The organism is Secundilactobacillus angelensis, assembly GCF_012641075.1.
GTDB lineage: Bacteria > Bacillota > Bacilli > Lactobacillales > Lactobacillaceae > Secundilactobacillus > Secundilactobacillus angelensis.
Map to the genome: position 1 here is coordinate 74,463 of NZ_JAAXLJ010000008.1, position 18,555 is coordinate 93,017.

General features: G+C 45.5%; 17 protein-coding genes and 1 tRNA gene. 2 read left to right on the top strand and 16 right to left on the bottom strand.

Annotation, left to right across the window (positions count from 1 at the left end; all coding sequences use genetic code 11):
- Positions 1-69: 69 nt before the first annotated feature.
- Positions 70-1,023, bottom strand: a complete 954-nt coding sequence (locus HC026_RS06355) for an AEC family transporter (RefSeq protein WP_211089435.1) — start codon at positions 1,021-1,023, stop codon at positions 70-72.
- A gap of 312 nt (positions 1,024-1,335) precedes the next feature.
- Here HC026_RS06355 and HC026_RS06360 point away from each other — a divergent pair, with 312 nt between their 5' ends.
- Complete coding sequence (locus HC026_RS06360) at positions 1,336-2,415, top strand: LCP family glycopolymer transferase (protein ID WP_168925159.1); 1,080 nt, start codon at positions 1,336-1,338, stop codon at positions 2,413-2,415.
- A 59-nt stretch (positions 2,416-2,474) separates the two neighbouring features.
- Here the strand turns inward: HC026_RS06360 and HC026_RS06365 are convergent, their stop codons facing one another.
- The 11 genes from HC026_RS06365 to HC026_RS06415 all read right to left on the bottom strand — a co-directional run bounded on the left by HC026_RS06365 (position 2,475) and on the right by HC026_RS06415 (position 13,618).
- Positions 2,475-2,978 carry a PTS system mannose/fructose/N-acetylgalactosamine-transporter subunit IIB gene (locus HC026_RS06365; protein WP_168925160.1) on the bottom strand — a complete coding sequence of 168 codons (504 nt, stop codon included), beginning with the start codon at positions 2,976-2,978 and terminating at the stop codon, positions 2,475-2,477.
- Positions 2,979-2,983: 5 nt separating this feature from the next.
- Positions 2,984-3,394, bottom strand: coding sequence for a PTS sugar transporter subunit IIA (locus HC026_RS06370; protein WP_168925161.1), 411 nt, complete (start codon positions 3,392-3,394; stop codon positions 2,984-2,986).
- Between the two features lie 99 nt (positions 3,395-3,493).
- Positions 3,494-4,120: an HAD family hydrolase gene (locus HC026_RS06375; RefSeq protein WP_168925162.1), complete on the bottom strand. Its 627-nt coding sequence runs from the start codon at positions 4,118-4,120 to the stop codon at positions 3,494-3,496.
- Positions 4,121-4,200: 80 nt separating this feature from the next.
- Positions 4,201-4,285, bottom strand: a tRNA-Leu gene (locus tag HC026_RS06380).
- Positions 4,286-4,351: 66 nt separating this feature from the next.
- Positions 4,352-5,233: a homoserine kinase gene (gene thrB, locus HC026_RS06385; RefSeq protein WP_168925163.1), complete on the bottom strand. Its 882-nt coding sequence runs from the start codon at positions 5,231-5,233 to the stop codon at positions 4,352-4,354.
- 89 nt (positions 5,234-5,322) lie between these two features.
- Positions 5,323-5,784, bottom strand: a complete 462-nt coding sequence (locus HC026_RS06390; protein ID WP_168925164.1) for a SprT family protein — start codon at positions 5,782-5,784, stop codon at positions 5,323-5,325.
- Complete coding sequence (locus HC026_RS06395) at positions 5,777-7,942, bottom strand: Tex family protein (protein ID WP_168925165.1); 2,166 nt, start codon at positions 7,940-7,942, stop codon at positions 5,777-5,779. Before HC026_RS06395 ends, HC026_RS06390 begins: the two co-directional genes overlap by 8 nt.
- Before the next feature lie 115 nt (positions 7,943-8,057).
- The gene (locus HC026_RS06400) at positions 8,058-8,492 is read right to left on the bottom strand and encodes a hypothetical protein (RefSeq protein ID WP_168925166.1); all 435 of its coding nucleotides are present in this window, start codon (positions 8,490-8,492) and stop codon (positions 8,058-8,060) included.
- Positions 8,493-8,503: 11 nt separating this feature from the next.
- Positions 8,504-11,155 (bottom strand): cation-translocating P-type ATPase, encoded by a 2,652-nt coding sequence (locus HC026_RS06405; RefSeq protein WP_168925167.1) that lies wholly within the window; start codon positions 11,153-11,155, stop codon positions 8,504-8,506.
- Positions 11,156-11,308: 153 nt separating this feature from the next.
- The gene (nadE, locus tag HC026_RS06410) at positions 11,309-12,133 is read right to left on the bottom strand and encodes an ammonia-dependent NAD(+) synthetase (protein ID WP_168925168.1); all 825 of its coding nucleotides are present in this window, start codon (positions 12,131-12,133) and stop codon (positions 11,309-11,311) included.
- A 12-nt stretch (positions 12,134-12,145) separates the two neighbouring features.
- Positions 12,146-13,618, bottom strand: coding sequence for a nicotinate phosphoribosyltransferase (locus HC026_RS06415; protein WP_168925169.1), 1,473 nt, complete (start codon positions 13,616-13,618; stop codon positions 12,146-12,148).
- A gap of 120 nt (positions 13,619-13,738) precedes the next feature.
- Here HC026_RS06415 and HC026_RS06420 point away from each other — a divergent pair, with 120 nt between their 5' ends.
- Positions 13,739-14,473, top strand: a complete 735-nt coding sequence (locus tag HC026_RS06420) for a WecB/TagA/CpsF family glycosyltransferase (RefSeq protein WP_168925170.1) — start codon at positions 13,739-13,741, stop codon at positions 14,471-14,473.
- Between the two features lie 47 nt (positions 14,474-14,520).
- Here HC026_RS06420 and HC026_RS06425 read toward each other — a convergent pair whose 3' ends face one another.
- The 4 genes from HC026_RS06425 to HC026_RS06440 all read right to left on the bottom strand — a co-directional run.
- Positions 14,521-15,222 carry a GntR family transcriptional regulator gene (locus tag HC026_RS06425; RefSeq protein ID WP_168925171.1) on the bottom strand — a complete coding sequence of 234 codons (702 nt, stop codon included), beginning with the start codon at positions 15,220-15,222 and terminating at the stop codon, positions 14,521-14,523.
- A 25-nt stretch (positions 15,223-15,247) separates the two neighbouring features.
- Entirely contained in the window at positions 15,248-16,393 is a 1,146-nt protein-coding gene (nagA, locus tag HC026_RS06430; protein ID WP_168925172.1) for an N-acetylglucosamine-6-phosphate deacetylase, read from the bottom strand.
- Positions 16,394-16,516: 123 nt separating this feature from the next.
- Entirely contained in the window at positions 16,517-17,314 is a 798-nt protein-coding gene (proC, locus tag HC026_RS06435; RefSeq protein ID WP_168925173.1) for a pyrroline-5-carboxylate reductase, read from the bottom strand.
- A 212-nt stretch (positions 17,315-17,526) separates the two neighbouring features.
- The coding region (locus HC026_RS06440) for an LPXTG cell wall anchor domain-containing protein (RefSeq protein ID WP_168925174.1) at positions 17,527-18,555 on the bottom strand (1,029 nt) is incomplete at its 5' end.

The window sequence follows — 18,555 nt, forward strand, 5'->3', positions numbered from 1 at the left end:
ATACCAGTATATCACCGGCGCTGAATACAATAAAGGGACCTCGATAAAAGCCGAGGTCCCTTTATTGTATTAATGAGAAGCATTCAACAGTAGCATCAAAATCGGAATAACTAACAAACTCAATAGCGTTGATTCAGTCACCATTACGGCAGCAAAGCTGGAATCTGCACCATAAAGTTTCGACACAACGGGGGCGTTAGTCATCACCGGCATAGCTGACTGAATAATGAAGACTTGTTTCATCATCATTGGCATTCCAGTAGGTAACACCAAAAGTGCCATTAAAGCGGGCGCAAGGATAAAGCGACCAAGCAGAATTCCTAGACTACCACGATTAATCGTGAGGTCCCGGAAATCAACGTTGGCAATCGCAATCCCAATAAAGATCATTGACAGTGGTACCGTCAACCCACCAATGTAATTTAAATCAGCCATAATAAATTGAGGCAGTTGAATCTTTAGTAACACCAACACCACCCCAACCATAAAACCAAGTAGCGGCGGTGAAAAAACCTTTTTGAGGGTTTGACTCAAACTAAAGTGATAGTCGCCTTCCCCATCCCGCTGAATCAGGTAAACGCCGAGGGTCCAAAAAATTGTTGTGTTAGCCATGTAGTAAACCAGCACGTACGGCAAACTTTTAGCGGCACCAAACAACGCGACATTGACGGGCAAACCGACAAACACCGTATTTGAATTAAAAAACATGGATTCAAAAAGTCCCCGATGACTTTTTCTAATATGTAGAACTTTCGCGACAATAATTGAAACGACAAATAAGATCATCATTGAGGCTACTGGAAATCGCAAGTCAGGTAGCGTTTCAACCAACCGCTTGAACGTAAACTTGCTCGTAATGGTGTATGCCATGTATGCGGGTAAGGCAACCTGGGTAACTAACCGGGCAATCAGTTTACTGGCTGATTCGTTAAACCAGCCGAGATTAGTTAGAAGGTAACCTAACGCAATCATTAAAAGAATTTCAACCACGCCCGCAACACTTCGGGCGAACAAAAGCAACATTGTGTAATATACCTTCTTTCACATCAAAAATTAATATTTATTATAGCATAATTCTCGAACGTTGACTTCACAACTCTATTAATCTGAGTGTTGCTTGGCAAAAAAATAGACAGAGCAATACGCTGACTTGTCGCATTTTAAGCTTTTCTTCATTAGGAGGTTTACGGGAACCATTATTTGTGATGTAATAGTACAGTTAGGCAGGAAAATGCCGCTATTTTTTAAATTCAACTTAAACTTCATGAGAGATTAACACGACCTAAAATAATAGTTTTATAATACAGAGAGATTTTACAAAGGCGAGGGGAACTTATGGCATCAAATAATTTCGATCCAAATCAAAATAACCAACCAACGCGGCGCAGTGATTATTCACACTTTAAGCGCCGGAAGAAACATCGCGGCTTACTTTGGAGCATCTTGATCGTGGTACTGATCATAATCACTGGTGGGGTTGCCTATGGTTATCATGCCTACAACGAAGCCAAGAAAACTTTTGATAGTACTTTTCAAGCTGGTCAAACCAATAAGCTTAGAAACGTCGATGATGTCATTAAACAGGGAAAGCCCTTCTCAATTCTTTTAATGGGAACTGATACGGGAGCGCTTGGCAGAAACGACGTTGGCCGAACCGATACGATGATTGTGGCTACGATTAATCCTAAGAAAGAAACCGCCTATTTAACGAGTATCCCGCGTGACACACGCGTTCAAGTTAAGGGTGACTCTCAGCCGTATGAAAAGATCAACGCTGCTTATACCATTGGCGGTCCCGCAACCGCAGTTTCCACCATTGAGAATTTGCTGGACGTGCCGATCGACTTTTACGCCATCGTCAACATGGGCGGTCTAGAGAAAATGGTAGATGCAGTTGGCGGTGTTGACGTCGTACCACCAATGACTTTCCACTATGGCAACGCTAACGTGGTTAAAGGTCAAAAAATTCATCTAAATGGTAAGCAAGCCCTAGATTATTCCCGCATGCGTGAGGAAGATCCATTAGGTGATTATGGTCGTCAGAAACGTCAGCGCCAAGTCTTACAGAAACTGGTTGTAAAGGGCGTTGGGATTACCTCAATCCCCCGTTATAAACAAATCTTGACTTCTTTAAATGGCAATATGAAAACCGATATGACCTTTAATGATATGCTGGCTATTCGGACCAAGTATGGTGATGCTAGCCATCACATTAAATCTCAAACTCTTCAGGGACAAGATGCCATGATCGATGGCATTTCTTATCAAGTTGCCCCACTGTCGGAACTGCAAAAGGTTTCCAAAAACATTCGGTATACATTAGGCCTTAGTGAATCAACTAAGTTAACGTCTAGCTCTACAGGCACCGGCGATGACAGCAACTATGTGTCATCAACAAGCGGTTCAGGTTATTAATACGAGGTATCAAAAGAGCTTAGCACTGTTGAAGTGCTAAGCTCTTTTTGTCCTCTGTTTTAAAATGTAAGCCGGTCCAGCAATGGTTTAATATCAACTTGAAGGTCCGCAGGCTGCTCTTGCACAACGACTTTCAGCTTGGCACTATGAGTTAAATAGCGTAAAGCAGCTGCCTCACTTTCATCGACGGCAACGCTATCAGTCAGCATCTGCATCCCGTTCTGATAGGCAAGGATACCTAAGTTAACACCAACTTGGTTCAGCTGAACCCCACCTTTAACCAGTTCTGCCATATCTTTGGCCGTTTCAGTCAATAAAAACGCTCGGTAAGCATTGAACTGCGGGTCCTGATAAATTTTCAGCATCTTCTTTACCGTTAAGACATTCGTTTCAATCCCTGTTGGTGAAGACTGTAAAATCAGCGTCTGTCGGAAGGCATCTTTTGCTATCCGATCTGAGACAACTAAGATTCGATTAGGCGCAATTGTTTTAACCCAATCTCTCGCCACTTGCTTCGGTAACAGACGGCTGCCAATTCGTGCAAACTGGATGTCCATGGTCATAGGAATCAAGCTCCTTCGTGGTGTGCTTCTGGTTCAAACCGCCGGATACCCTTCTGACCACTTTTTTCTAAATGGGCGACAACCTTGTCTAACGGTTGATCCCGAATAGTAAAGGCATCCATGACAATTGGCAGATTAACGCCAGTAATCAGCGCCATCTGGCCCGGTTGTTGACTCACGATGTGTTCAGCAATCGTAAATGGCGAACCACCCCACAGATCCACTAAAAATAACACGCCATCTACAGACTCAAATTTACTTAATGCGGTTTGAAATTTAATCATCAAATCATCCGATGTTTCATGGTCTTCAAAAGTCACAGTCGCAACGTCGGTCTGTTTTCCAAAAATCATCGTTGCGGACTGCAACAGTCCCTTAGCAAAGTCTCCATGACTAGCAATCACAATGGCAATCAAAACATTGCCTCCTCGTCAATAAACAAAATTTGTTCATACGTTCATAACTGGTATCATCATAGCACATCGCGCCAATTCGCGCTGTAACAACATAAACGGTTAGTCAGTCAGCGCAAGGATATCTTTGGGTGCTGCGAATACATAATCTGCACCTTCAATTGGCTTGGTGTGGCCATTACCCCATGCAACCAGTCCAAATTTAACCCCGGCAGCGTGGGCAGCTTGAAGATCATACTGCGTATCTCCAACATAGATGGTTGTGGCGGGATCCGCACCCAAACGGTCAATGGCAACAAGAATCGGATCTGGTGCCGGTTTTCCGCGTTTAGCATCCTCAAAGAAAACAAACTCCGAAAAATATTGATCTAAGCCCAATGGCGTTACATCTCGTTTAAACTCATACTTTTGTTTTGATGTCATAATAGCCAGTTGTGTTCCGGAAGCATTTTTCAACCCAGTCAACATGGCTTCAATTCCGTCATACACGTGAACGAGATGCTGAAATTCCGGAATAGCTTGTGCCCATTCATCTAGTATTGGCTGAATCAGCTCTGCTGGCACTTTAAGCTGCTTTAGTGCATCAAAACTGGTAATCCCAAAGGTTTGTGCTAACTCGTTGTACGGGTGCTGAATTTGGTGCTGACGAAGGACCTTATCCAGCGCCTTCATATACATGGCTTCCGTATCGAGTAAAGTCCCATCCACATCAAAAATAAAATTATTCATTCATCATGACCTCCGCTTAATTTCAACAAAAAAGCCCGGAATACTCAACCAAAACTGGTCGAAGATTCCGAGCTTACGTATGCGGCCAAGAGGACTCGAACCTCCACCGGGAAAACCCCGACAAGATCCTTAATCTTGCGCGTCTGCCAGTTCCGCCATGGCCGCATCAACAAGAAATAATATACCAGAATTATCACCTGTTTTCAATGGTTATTTGTAAAATATTCATATTTACTCAGCATTTACCGTTGCACCCTGCCGATCAATATCAAAAATTCGTAGGCTGCCTTTGACGTCCATATCGGTTAATTTCTGCCGTAAAACGATCAGTTGCGGCTCAGTGCCAAAGGTACCGATAGTTGGCCCAGCCCCGCTGAGATAAGTTCCAGTGATACCCAACTTGTGTGCCGTTTCGCGAATCATTGGCAGTTCAGGAACCAGTTTGGTGCGCGCGGTTTCGTGAAATTGATCCCGTTCCATCATTTGACTGGCCAATTCCCAGTTATCAGTTGCTAAAGCGGCAACCATAACGTTTGCCACGCTGCTGCCAATCACAGCTTGCTTACGTGGTAACTGATCTGACAACACTTCACGACTTTCCGATGTTAACAAGGGCTGGTTTTTGATAAATGCCAGCATCTTCAGGCCTTCAGGCATCGCCAATTTAACACTAGTAGCCGTCTCACCATCATAGTCAGAAACGGTGACATCGCCTAATAGTGCCGGGGCCACGTTATCTGGATGCCCTTCGATATTGGCCGCCAAAGTGACTTGGTCAGCAAGCGAGAGATCCATTTCACCAAGTTCGTTAGCAATTTTCACGCCAGCAATGACCGCGGTAGAAGAACTACCTAAGCCACGAGCCACCGGGATATCTGACATGACTGTCAACTGATGCGGTTGCAGCTTAGGATTTACCTTCAATGCTGCCTGCACGATCAAGTTTTGGTCATCCGTTGGCACATCTGGCCCCAAAGCATGGTTTACCCGCCATACTTCCGTTTTTTCTTCCACGATCACGGTCAAGTATAAGTGCAGCGCCACACCAATTGAATCAAATCCTGGTCCTAAATTAGCAGATGTGGCTGGCACTCGTATCACGATTTTACCCATAAATTAACCCTCCATTCAAAATGATATCTTTGATTACCGTTCTCAGTTTTCTTACTCATTATCATGTAGATCAATTCAAATTTCAATCACTATTGCGCAACCCGCTTTTGGAAAATTAACCGCCCGTGGCACTTACCACAGACAAATTTCTGTGTATTGATTCGGCGCTTACGCTGATATATCTGGCCACAATTTTCACAGCGATAAATTAAGTAGGTTGTTGGCTTAATCTGTTTCGGTTGCCGTGGTGCGTAACGCAGCCCACCCACAGCCTGCAGTAACTGTTTGAAAGCCCGCGTTCGGTGCTGACCGGATTGCCCTGCCAAATGAAGGTGATAATGCACCAGTTCGTGCTTGATGACACCCTCCAACGTCGACTCACCAAACATGGTCAACATCCGCGGATTAATATCGATATGGTGGTCTTGCAGGTGATAACGCCCACCAGTCGTTTTCAAGCGGCTGTTAAAAACTGCCTGGTGCCTAAACGGCTTGCCAAAAGACTGAAGGGAAATGCGTTCTACTAACTCCTGTAACTCTCGGTCAGTCATTTGGTTCCACCATGGTCAATTGAATCCGGTGACGCTGCTCGTCCACTTCCAAAACCCACACAGTGACGATATCCCCCACCGACGCAATCGCTGAAGGCGCACTCACATAGGAATTGGAAAGGTGAGAAATGTGTACCAAACCGTCCTGTTTAACACCAATATCAACAAACACGCCAAAGTCCACCACGTTTCGAACGGTACCCTGAAGCTTCATTCCGGGCTTTAAATCACTCATCTGCAACACATCTGTCCGCAAAATTGGTGCCGGCATCTCATCTCGGCGGTCACGACCGGGTCGCTGCAAACTCTGAAGAATATCTTGCAACGTTGCCGTTCCCACGTTTAGCTCATTGCTCAAACGACTTGCATCAGCGTTCTCAATCACGGAAGCTACCGCTGGCGTACCAACTTGGTCTAACTTCAATCCAAGATTGCTTAAAACCTGCTTGGCAACCGCGTAACTTTCTGGGTGAATATCAGTGTTATCCAGGACGTTTTTCCCGTTAATGATACGCAAAAAACCAACTGATTGTTCGTAGGCTTTCGGTCCTAATCGCGGCACTTTTTTCAGCTCCGGCCGGCTGCTAAAACTACCATTTTCCTCGCGGTAAGCCACAATGTTACTAGCGGTTTGCTTTGAGAGCCCTGATATATGTTCTAAGAGCTCAATGCTGGCCCGATTCAAATCAACACCAACCTGGTTGACCGCCGTTTCAACCACTCGTTCCAACTGTTCATCCAAGCCACTTTCTGGCACGTCATGCTGATACTGACCAACCCCGATTGGTTTCGGATCGATCTTAACCAGCTCAGCCAGGGGATCTTGCAGGCGACGACCAATGCTAACGGCTGAACGCTCTTCAACATTGAAGTCGGGAAATTCAGCCCGCGCTACGGCACTGGCTGAATAAACCGACGCACCCGCCTCGTTAACGATGGTATATCTAACATCACGCTTAACTTGTTTAATTGCCTCAGCCACGAACAGTTCAGACTCGCGACTGGCAGTACCGTTACCGATGGCAATCATGTCCACCTGATAGTCATTCAGTAATTTGATAAACTCCGGCATTGCCTGTTCCCGTTTGACTGTGGGCGCTGGTTTGTGCGGATAAATGACTTTTTTAGCGAGATACTTACCATTACCATCCATGATCGCCAGCTTACAACCGGTTCGGTATGCTGGGTCAAAGCCCATCACCACATGGTTTTTCAACGGTGCCTGCATCAACAAATGATACAGATTATTGCCGAAGACCTGAATGGCGTGTTCCTGAGCAGTATCGGTCAACGACCGCCTGAGTTCCCGCTCAATGGCAGGACCAATAAAGCGTTTATAGGCATCCTGATAAGCTGCCTCAACAAGGCTAACTGCGGGTCCTTGATGCGAACCTATCAACTGGAACTTCAGGTAACGCTCAATAGCGACCTCATCAACAGTGATTTTTCCGGTAAGAACCCCGGCTTTTTCACCACGGTTAATGGCTAAAGTTTGATAAGGGCTCACCTTTTTTAAAGCAGATTGAAAGTCATAGTAAATTTGATAGACTTGATCTTCGTCTTTGGCCTCACCGTTACGCTTCAGCTTACTGGCTAAAATACCATTTCGTTGTGTATATCGCCGAACCCATTCACGAAATTCCGCCCGTTCACCAATTGCTTCTGCTAAGATCTCATGAACACCGGCCAAAACACTGTCGACATCCGGCACTTTTTCATTCACGTACTGCTTGGCAACCGTTTCAACCGCCTCACGCTTAAACTGCAACACCCACTGTGCCAATGGATATAGCCCAGCGTCCTTGGCAATCGTCGCTTTAGTCCGACGTTTCTGCTTGTACGGTAGATAGAGATCCTCGACTTGTTGCATCTGAGTGGCTGCATTAATCGTTGCCGACAATTTAGCCGTTAATTTCCCCTGTTCAGAAATCTGGTTCAGAACTTCTTGTTTTCGTTGCTGGAGCTTAGTAATCCGATTAGCTTCATCCTGAATTTCACGAATTTCGACTTCATCAAGATTGCCAGTCATTTCTTTTCGGTACCGGGCAATAAACGGTACCGTGTTATTGTCATCTAACAGGTCTAAGGTAACATCGATTTGATGTGCCTTGTAGGCTGGAAGTGCCTGTTTAATAAGTTTTCGGGTTTCAATTTCCATTCTTCAACATCCTTACGTGTAGTGTGTCCATTATACCATGGTGTCACAAACCCTTAACGTAAAAATAGAGCACCTTCACGTCTATTTGACGGAATCGTGCTCTATTTTTTACTTGTTACATCACCATCGACATAATTCGCTGTGCGGCTGAGGTAACCTTTGCCATCATGTTTTCTTGTTCATGTTCAGAATCATTGAAGGCGTCAACGTTTACCTTTTGGCCCTCAGAATCAATGGCATCAACCATTGCCTGACAGGCTTGCGCGTAGTTGCGATAGGCTGCCACGAGCTGCTTATGTTTGCCAAGAATTCGAACCGGCACTGAAGCCTGTTGAAGACGATTCAAGTTCTCGGTATAAGCATCCGTTCCCTTTTGGAAGGTCGCTTTAATCGCAGTTAACGTATCCGTGCCCAGATCAGCAACTGAGTCATCGTCAATTGCCTGTCGTAATTTTTCGAAATCTGCATTCATTTCAGACCCGGTATTTTCTGTATCTTCAATCACTTTACTTAAGGCTGGTAAATAACTTGCCATTGTTTTTGGTTTCATAGAAACCCCTCCTATTTTTCAAACTGGCGCTGGATTAATTTGACGATTTCAACAATTGCAATCATCAAAATACCAGCACCAAAAACAGTTCCCCATTGAAGGACATTCAGTTCAGTCAAATGGAAAACGGTATTAAAACCAGGGACAACAATTGTGACCGCTAATAACAAGAACGCTGTCAGAATCGCCCAGTTAAGTGAGCGGTTCTTAAACAAACCAACTTTAAAAATTGAGTCATGAATCGACTTGGAGTTAAAGGCGTGGAACAACTGAATGAGGCCAAGGGTTGCAAACGCCATTGTCAAAGCATCCGCGTGGGCTAATTGGGCACTGGTATGAACTGGGAACTTTAATGACAGCCCGTAAACGCCAAGTGTAATCAGACCTTCTAATGCCCCTTGGTAGATAACGTTGCCGAACACGCCACCAGAAAAGAAGTTCGATGACCGGCCCCTTGGTTTACGTTTCATAATATTAGGTTCAGCTGGTTCCAAACCAAGTGCGATAGCCGGGAAGGTATCAGTCACCAGATTGATCCAAAGAATCTGCACTGGCGCTAAAATTTGCCAGCCTAACAGGGTCATCACGAACAGTGTCAGAACTTCACCAATGTTGGCAGACAAGAGGTACTGCAACGCTTTTTGAATGTTAGCGAAGACTTTGCGTCCCTCTTCCACCGCCACAACGATGGTGGAGAAGTTATCATCCGCTAATACCATATCGCTGGCACCCTTAGAGACTTCAGTACCGGTAATTCCCATACCGACGCCGATATCCGCAGCCTTCAAAGCTGGTGCGTCGTTCACACCATCACCCGTCATCGCCACCACTTTACCACGCTTTTGCCAAGCATTCACGATTCGCACCTTATGTTCTGGTGCAACTCGCGCATAAACTGCGTATTGGTCGACACTTTGATCAAACTGGTCATCACTAAGTTTATCCAATTCAGCACCGGTAATCACTTGATCATCCGTACTATTTTTATCCAGAATCCCTAACCGCTTGGCAATGGCCGTAGCCGTATCACGGTGGTCACCAGTGATCATAATCGGTCGAATACCGGCTTCATGTGCTTCGACCACTGCTTGGGCAACTTCTGGCCGTTCTGGGTCGATCATGGCAATCAAACCGATGAAGATCAAATGCTGTTCAGCGGTTTCACTGCTTAGATCTGTGGGAACTGTGTCAACTGGCTTGTACGCAAAGGCCAACACCCGCAAAGCTTGCGTGGCCAACTGATGGTTAGTCGTTAAAATCTGCTGTTTATCCGCATCAGTCATGCTGCGAACTTCACCATTCAGTGAAATTCGGTCAACCCGCTTCAATAATTGATCAGGTGCCCCCTTGACATACTGGGTCACGTTGCCATCTTGGTCTTCGTTAAACGTCGACATTAATTTTCGTTCTGAGTCAAATGGAATCTCAGCAACCCGTTTGTTGTTGCTGATAGTTGCAGCGGCGGGTTCGCCTTGATCAAGGTAATACTGAATCAAAGCGGTTTCGGTGGGATCGCCTGTCAACCCATCATCCGTAAATTTACCATCGTTATTCAACACCATGGCTAACGCTATGGGGTCGGTTAAATCAACTTGTTGCTGTTTAGCATCAACAAGTTGACCATTTTCATACAACTGTTCAACCGTCATCTTATTTTGCGTCAGGGTACCCGTTTTATCGGACGCAATAATGTCCGTACTCCCAAGGGTTTCCACTGCCGGTAACTTCCGAATCAAAGCATGACGCTTTGCCATCCGCTGTGTGCCCAATGCCAAGGTGATCGTCACGATGGCTGGCAGACCTTCCGGAATGGCAGCTACGGCCAAGGAAATAGCTGTCAGCAGCATGTTGACCAACGTTTCTTCCCCGCGAACCATACCAATCACAAAAACCAGGGCGGCGATGGCCAAAATTAAAGCTGTCAGCCACTTACCTAACTGATTGAGATTCTCCTGTAATGGGGTCTTAGTTTCTGCTGTGTCTTCGATCATACCGGCAATTTGACCAACTTCGGTCTTCATACCGGTTGCCACAACAACACCGGTACCTCGGCCGGTCGTAATGTTAGCGGTCATGTAGACCAGATTGGACCGGTCACCCAGAGCTAAATCATCCTCAGCCAACACATCACTGGTTTTGTTCACCGGCACGGACTCACCAGTTAAAGCGGCTTCTTCAACTTTCATGACGTTGGCTGTCAGTAAGCGAATATCAGCTGGCACAATGTCACCCGCTTCGAGATGAACAATATCGCCCGGCACGAGCTCATCACTTTTGACGGTGATGACCTGACCATTGCGCTCCACGTGTGCCACTGGGGCGGCCATTTCACGCAACGAATTAATCGCATCTTCAGCTTTCGATTCTTGAAAAACACCGAACACCGCGTTGAGGATCACAACGGCCAAAATAATCAACGCATCAACCAGTTCACCGGTTGCGCCAGCGATTAGTGCTGCCACAATCAGTACAATAATCATGAAGTCCTTAAACTGAGCAATAAATTTTTCCAACAGCGTGGTCTGACGCTTGGCTGCTAATTTATTCTCACCGTACTTTTCTCGACGCTCTTTGACGGTCGCTTCTGTGAGTCCTTGTTCTTGTGTATCCAAATTAGCGAACAATTCATCTGTTGTCTGCTGGTACCACGGTTTGTCTGCCATATAAAATCCTCCTGTTAAGTCTGAAACCTGTTATTTTCGTTATAAGTCTCATCGATTAAGACCTTCCCGGGAGACAGTTGCTCCTTGCTGACGGGTTGGTCACAGAAGATTCTGCCGATTACTCCCTCATCGTATCACGCAGTTGAACGAAGCCTATTTCCAAAAAGTATCAAAGACCGTCACGGGTAAATGACGCTTATGCTGCGTCTTTAAATACCAGCCTTCAATCGTTTCTGCTGCTTTATCAGAAACGGTTTTGCCTTCCAGATAATCATCAATGTCATCATAATGCACTCCTAGTGCGACTTCATCAGGTAACGACGGCCGGTCCTCTTCAAGATCAGCCGTGGGAACCTTGGTGTACAAGTGCTTGGGTGCATGCAGCACTTCAAGTAATTGTTTACCTTGGCGCTTATTTAATCGCCAAATTGGGGTAATGTCAGCAGCCCCGTCACCAAACTTGGTGTAAAACCCGGTAACTGCTTCAGCAGCATGATCAGTACCAACAACGGCACCCTGATTGGCACCAGCAATCGTAAACTGGGCGATCATCCGCTGGCGGGCCTTAATGTTTCCCTTGTTGAAATCAGAAATGGTTTCCTGATTAGCGGTCACCGCCGCAACGGTGGCATCCGTAACAGGCTTGATGTCCACGCGATCAACCCGGTCAGCTTGCATAAAATCGATGGCATCCATTGCGTCGGATTCATCTGCCTGTTTCCCGTATGGTAGTCGAACCGCGATAAATTGGTAACTGTCATCCTGAGTTTCTGTGCGAAGTTCCGTAGCTGCCATTTCTGATAACTTGCCAGCCAAAGTCGAATCTTGACCACCAGAGATACCAAGTACTAAGGTCTTCAAACCCGTTTTTTTCAGGTAGGCCTTTAAAAAATCAACGCTGCGTCTAATCTCCGTTTCTGGATCAATCTGTGGTTGAACCTTTAAAGCAGAAATAATTTCCTTTTGTAATTCTCTCATGGCTTCGTCCTCTTACTTATTATCATAATCGATTTGTTTGACGTATTCGTGAACTTTTTTAATCAGATTCATCTTGTTGTCCCATAGTTTTTGAGACAGATCAACTGGGTACTTTTGCGGGTTTAGATCCCGTTTGTACTCTGGCCAGAGATTTTCCAGATTCTCAGAACTCCGACGCTTGATGTCAACCAGTTCTGGTTGTTGATAGACTAATCGGCCCTGATCATAAATCGGCTGCAGGATTGGTCGTGCGTCGAAGTCAGTGACCGTTTTATTGATGTAAGTGTAATTAGGATGGAACATGTACAGTTCGTCCTGTTCACGGGGATCCTCAGTTGAAAGGGCGATATAATCTCCTTCTGACTTACCACCGTCTTTTTTGGTAATCCGCCATACTTGCTTAGGACCAGGTGTTGACACTTTTTCAACGTTGTTGGACAACTTAATGGTATCTTCCATCTTGCCGTCTCGTTCAATGGAAACCATCTTGTAAACAGCGCCCAATGCTGGTTGATCGAAAGCCGTAATTAATTTGGTACCTACGCCCCAAACATCAATCTTGGCCCGCTGCATCTTCAACGACATGATGGTCTTTTCGTCTAAGTCATTGGAAGCATAGATTTTGGCGTCCTTATAACCGGCTTCGTCTAACTGTTCACGAACCCGCTTTGACAGATAGGCCATATCACCTGAGTCAATTCGAACACCCAAGAAATTAATCTGATCGCCCATTTCGTTAGCAACCCGAATGGCACTAGGTACCCCACTTTTAATCGTATCGTAAGTATCAACTAGGAACACGCAATCCTTATGTGTCTCCGCGTAAGCCCGAAAAGCATCGTAGTCGTTCCCATAAGTTTGAACCAGGGAATGGGCATGAGTTCCACTGATGGGAATTCCAAAAATCTTACCGGCCCGGACGTTAGAAGTCGCGTCAAAGCCACCAATGTACGCTGCCCGAGTTCCCCAAATAGCAGCGTCGAATTCCTGTGCCCGTCGTGAACCAAATTCCATGATGCCATCATTACCTGCAACCGAGCGGATCCGGGCTGCTTTAGTCGCAATCAGTGTCTGATAATTCACGATGTTCAACACAGCCGTCTCGATTAACTGACAGTCAGCCAATGGGCCTTCGACTTGCATCATTGGTTCATTACTGTAGACTAATTCACCTTCCACAGCAGAGCGAATCGTTCCCTTAAACTGAAAGTCACTCAAATACTGTAATAATTCAGGTGAATAATCTGTGGTTTCTTTTAAATATTCAATATCTGTTTTTGAAAAGTGTAATTGTTCGATATAATTAATGATGTGTTCTAGTCCTGCAAAAACAGCAAATCCATTTTTAAAGGGCATATCACGAAAGTAAACTTCGAAGATAGCTTGCTTATTTTGAATTCCTTTTGCAAAATAAGTTTGAATCATACTTAATTCATACGCATCCGTGTGCAAGGTTGTGCTATCATCTGGATACTGCTTTGCCATGGTTGTAAAACTCCTTTGACTGATTGATATTTCTACTTATGAGAACTATTCTATCATTAATCTGAATTATCGTCAGTTAAACAGAAGCTTTTAAGACTAATTCTAGAATGGATGGTTATTATGTCTAAAGAATTCCCACTGGTCAATGTGCTCAACGTGCCATTTATCAATACAACTCAAGCAGCCTTTTTAACCACGGTTGAATCACGAATCAACGCTCGGCTCAACACGTTTATCGTGACGGCTAATCCCGAGATCGTCATGTATGCCCGAGAAAATCCCGATTACCAGCGGATTCTAAGCAATGCCGACTACATCACACCAGACGGAATTGGTATTTTAAAGGGTGCTGCAATTTTGGGCACTCCCATGCCCGAGCGAATTACCGGCTACGATACCATGCTGGCGCTACTCAAATGGGGAAATGAACAACAGAAGTCCGTGTACCTTGTGGGTGCTAAGCCTGAGGTAATCACCGATGTGGCTACCGTGGTGGCTGACCGCTACCCGCACCTGAACGTAGTGGGCACCAATGATGGCTACTTCGCAGATTTTGCACCGATTGCACAGGACATCGCTAAGACTAAGCCGGATATGGTGTTCTTAGCAGTTGGCTTCCCTAAGCAAGAACAGCTGATCGCTGATTACCGACACCAAAATAACGGTTTATGGATGGGTGTTGGCGGCAGCTTTGACGTCCTCAGTGGTCATACCAAGCGGGCACCGAAGTTCTTTCAACAACATCATCTAGAGTGGTTTTACCGCTTGATTACGGAGCCAACTCGATTCAAACGTATGATGGTCCTACCGCGTTACCTTAACACGGTTAAAAAAGCGGCACGTCATCAAAAGTAAGCTGAGTATGAAAAGAGCCTAGAAGTCATTGACCTCTAGGTTCTTTATTATTTTTCCAGTACAAACTCAAATCGTTCACCAACGTATTGAGTCCTAACGTATTCAAACGGTCTGCCATCCTGCAGATATGAAATTTGCCGTAAACGTAAGATGGCATCGCCTCGCTTAATATCCAAAAACTCAGCAATTCTTTCTGAGGCAGAGGATGCTGATACCATTTGTTTAGCGTGTCCAGGAACCAAGCCTTTTTTAGTTTCCAAAGTTCGGTACAGAGATTCTGACACTTCCTGTTTTGAAAGGCCATCCACAATCTCTAAGGGAATGGTTGCCACTTCAAAGCTAATCGGCACATCATCACCATAACGCACCCGTTCCATTCGCAGCACTTGGGTATCATCCTTAAGCTCCAGCTTCTCACTTTCACTCAAAGATGGGCTCATAACGTGGTAGGAAATCGTCTTACTGGATGGTTTCTTACCCTGGGCAAGCATGAGATCAGTAAATCCAGTGACCCCTGACATTTTTTCCTGTACTTTTTGATTTGCCACAAAAGTACCGGAGCCAACAAAGCGCTCTAAAATTCCCTCTTCGACTAAGGTTTGAATCGCTTGTCGAAGTGTCATTCGACTGACATGGAATTGTACGGCTAACTCACGTTCAGAAGGAATACGATCGCCCACTGACCACTTACCAGCCTCGATTGCTTTCTTGATTTCATTATGAATTTGAATATAGACAGGTGATCCCATAAAATTTACGACCTTTCTTATCTAACTAATCAGTTTGACCAGCGTCAAATTCGCGGCCATAACTATAAGTTGTTTGTAGGTTAAGTGCTCGATCAAAGACGTTCAGATCAGCATCTAACCCTGGTAGAAGTTTGCCCTTTTGAGTCAAACCGAATTCTTCTGCTTGGTTAACAGATGACATTTGAACCGCATCTTCAATTGTGCAGCCGGTGAAGGAGATCACGTTACGAAAGGCATCATCGTAGCGTAGGACTGAACCCGCTAAATTACCGGTTTCAAGGCGAGCTTGCTTATCCTTAACGATCACTTTTTGACCGCCCAGCTCACTGACCCCTTCAGGCATCCCTTTGGCCCGCATTGAATCAGTCACCAACTCGATCCGGTGCGGTCCCTTTTGTTCGTACGCCAACTTAATCATATCTGGAACGATATGGAACCCGTCACAGATCAATTCGGCATACATATTATCTTCTAACATGGCGTGACCCGTAACTCCTGGTTCGCGGTGCTTGAACTCACGCTGAGCGTTGTATAGGTGAGTTACATGAGTGGCCCGACTAGCGAGCATTTGCGCCCGGGTAGCGTTACTGTGACCTACTGATGGCACAATATCGTGTTCGAGACAGTAATCCTCAAAAGCTCGTGAACCCTCATCTTCAGGTGCATAAGTGATTAATTTGACTAAACCACCAGAGAGTTCGTTCCAATGATCCAGCAGTGACACATCGGGATCCTTGATGTACTTTTCCGGTTGAGCACCCTTATAAATTGCCGCGATAAAGGGCCCTTCCAGGTGCACGCCCTTAATAACGGGGTTAACTTTAGCTGCTTCTTTAATGCCCGTCATCGCATGAGCAATATTGTCATTGGACTGGGTCATGGTCGTCGGAAATACCGTGGTAATCCCTTCCTTGACCATCAAGTTCACCATCTGATCAATCTGTTCAGCGTCACCATCCATGGAATCGAAACCATAACCACCATGCGTGTGGACGTCAATGAAGCCAGGAACGATCACCTTGCCGTTAACAAACTTAACTTCGTCGTTTGGTTGTGCCCGATAATCATTCATCTGCCCAACCGCTTCAATCGTCTTATTAAAACGAATATAACCATCTGTAATAACGTCTTCACCAGTGTAAATTGTCGCGTGTTTCAACACGATACTCATATAAACTCTTCCTCCTAATCAACTCTCATGTACTCGTTGAAGTTTACGAGTTTATTATATACTGGTATAGACCATGTTGCAAGCCCGTTGTATCGGTGTTCACTGGCTTTTGCGTGAGGAATCCTAATCAGCGTTATCACGGGCAATGGTGGCGTCGATTCCCTTTACTACTGAGGTCATAAAGCCGGCTTCTTCCATCGCGAGTAATCCAGCGACAGTACTGCCGCCTGGTGAAGAAACTTGGTCAATCAAGCCAAATGGATTTTCGTCAGACTTTAAAACCATCTCCGCTGAACCCATGACTGCTTGTGCAGCAATCTTAGTGGCTGCAGCTTTAGTCAACCCATGCTTAACGCCGGCACGACTCAAACAATCAATGAAGAAATAGACGTAAGCAGGACTAGACCCCGCTAAGGCTGAAAAGGTTGAAAAATCAGACTCGGGTAATGTGACAGTACTCCCAATTTGGTCAAACAAGCCAACCGCTTGTTGTTTAGGTTCGCCAGTAAGATTTTCGTTGGCATGAACAGCTGTCATACCGGCGCCAATGGCAACATTCAAGTTAGGCAGTGTCCGTAAAATGGGTAAATCATACCCGGCTAATTCCTCTAGCCGCTCAAGTGATAGTCCGGCAACGATTGAAATCAACGTTTTAGTTTTAGGGTCAAGCTGATCTCTAATCTCTTGAACTACCGGAGTAGCAACATTAGGTGTCACCGCTAAGACAACCACATCACTAGCTTTAGCCACTTCTGTGTTAGTGTTCATTGCAGTAACGCCAGTTTTTTTCGCCACTGCTTCGTAGGTTGACGCATGAGCACTGTGAATCAATATATTTGCTGGAGAAATTTTGGCTTGCTTAAGCAGACCAGTGATAATTGCCTGCGCCATACCACCGACACCGATGAATCCAATCTTCATGAGTATCACTCCTAAACGTCTTGATTAAACAGAATTAAGTTAGCTCTATTATATCAAAGATTACGTGAAGACACAGACTTTTCACAAATGAACTTGAGTGATGAATTCGCGATTCAAAGCGAAACCAAAAAACGGCTTATCAGCATCCCGTAAAGGATGTCGATAAGTCGTTTTTCGCGTTACTTGGCTTCAAGTCTAAAGACTAACTACGATTATTCATCGTCGCGTTTCTTACGCTTGAGTCCAAGTGCAGCTAACAAGCCTAACAATCCGAGGCCAATCGTTGCACCTACAGAATTCTTTTGGTCGTTAGTTTGTGGCAATTTACCTTGAGCAACTGTCTTCTGGTTCTGACTAGAAACGTTACCGTTTGTGCCGGTTACAGAAGCTTGGTTGTTCCCAACAGATTGATCCCCAGCAACATTAGTTGAAACGTTGGCGTTGCCTGTGTTATCACCAGTGGTCGAACCGCCATTTGACGACTCGCCATTAGGTGTCTTCACTGCAGTACCTTCATTTGAACCAGTTGTTGTGTCAGTACCAGTTGAACCAGTACCGTTACCAGTTGAGGTATTGGTATTTCCACCTTCGTTATCAGTATTACCAGTTGGGTTGTTGCCATTATCACCCGGTTTGCCAGGATTTCCATTCGTGTTGCCACTCTTTTCCACGCTGACAGGTTCTGGCATCATGCCAAAGGTAATGCTGCCATCTGGCGTAACCGTCTCAGTTACACTAGGTGCATCTCCTGGCTTGTGAGTCAATTGAATACCATTTGGCTCGTTATTAGTCAAGGTTGTCTTACCAGCTGTTGCCGTGTTACCTGGTGTGACAGTTTGACTAGGCAAGCTAGGCTGACCATTAGGAGTTTCAGTGAAGACTGCGTTACCGGTCTTATCGATCGTTACCTTAGTCTTATCACCATCGCCCCAAGTCTTATCAATCTGGGTAACAGCACCGCTGCCATCAACTTTGGTGTCGGTAGTACCGCCATCTGGATCCTTCGTCGTTGTAGTGACGTAGTAACCATCCTTCGTCGTCGAAACAGGTTCAGGAACTTTCCAGAATGAACTCGTGCCATCTGGGTTGATCGTCTCGCCGGTCTGGTCAGTAGTTGGCTTACCGTTGGTATCGGTTCCTGGCGTGTCATGCGTCATCGTCACGCCTGGGTTATCGTTCGTAACGGTCGTCTTACCCGTCTTGACCGTTTCGCCTGGGTTGACTGTGACTGCTGGCAAGCT

Excerpts from the sequence above, each read along its gene's own strand:
- HC026_RS06355 (WP_211089435.1), bottom strand. The coding sequence starts at position 1,023 with ATGTTGCTTTTGTTCGCCCGAAGTGTTGCGGGCGTGGTTGAAATTCTT.
- HC026_RS06360 (WP_168925159.1), top strand. The coding sequence starts at position 1,336 with ATGGCATCAAATAATTTCGATCCAAATCAAAATAACCAACCAACGCGG.
- HC026_RS06365 (WP_168925160.1), bottom strand. The coding sequence starts at position 2,978 with ATGACCATGGACATCCAGTTTGCACGAATTGGCAGCCGTCTGTTACCG.
- HC026_RS06375 (WP_168925162.1), bottom strand. The coding sequence starts at position 4,120 with ATGAATAATTTTATTTTTGATGTGGATGGGACTTTACTCGATACGGAA.
- thrB (WP_168925163.1), bottom strand. The coding sequence starts at position 5,233 with ATGGGTAAAATCGTGATACGAGTGCCAGCCACATCTGCTAATTTAGGA.
- HC026_RS06390 (WP_168925164.1), bottom strand. The coding sequence starts at position 5,784 with ATGACTGACCGAGAGTTACAGGAGTTAGTAGAACGCATTTCCCTTCAG.
- HC026_RS06395 (WP_168925165.1), bottom strand. The coding sequence starts at position 7,942 with ATGGAAATTGAAACCCGAAAACTTATTAAACAGGCACTTCCAGCCTAC.
- HC026_RS06400 (WP_168925166.1), bottom strand. The coding sequence starts at position 8,492 with ATGAAACCAAAAACAATGGCAAGTTATTTACCAGCCTTAAGTAAAGTG.
- HC026_RS06405 (WP_168925167.1), bottom strand. The coding sequence starts at position 11,155 with ATGGCAGACAAACCGTGGTACCAGCAGACAACAGATGAATTGTTCGCT.
- nadE (WP_168925168.1), bottom strand. The coding sequence starts at position 12,133 with ATGAGAGAATTACAAAAGGAAATTATTTCTGCTTTAAAGGTTCAACCA.
- HC026_RS06415 (WP_168925169.1), bottom strand. The coding sequence starts at position 13,618 with ATGGCAAAGCAGTATCCAGATGATAGCACAACCTTGCACACGGATGCG.
- HC026_RS06420 (WP_168925170.1), top strand. The coding sequence starts at position 13,739 with ATGTCTAAAGAATTCCCACTGGTCAATGTGCTCAACGTGCCATTTATC.
- HC026_RS06425 (WP_168925171.1), bottom strand. The coding sequence starts at position 15,222 with ATGGGATCACCTGTCTATATTCAAATTCATAATGAAATCAAGAAAGCA.
- nagA (WP_168925172.1), bottom strand. The coding sequence starts at position 16,393 with ATGAGTATCGTGTTGAAACACGCGACAATTTACACTGGTGAAGACGTT.
- proC (WP_168925173.1), bottom strand. The coding sequence starts at position 17,314 with ATGAAGATTGGATTCATCGGTGTCGGTGGTATGGCGCAGGCAATTATC.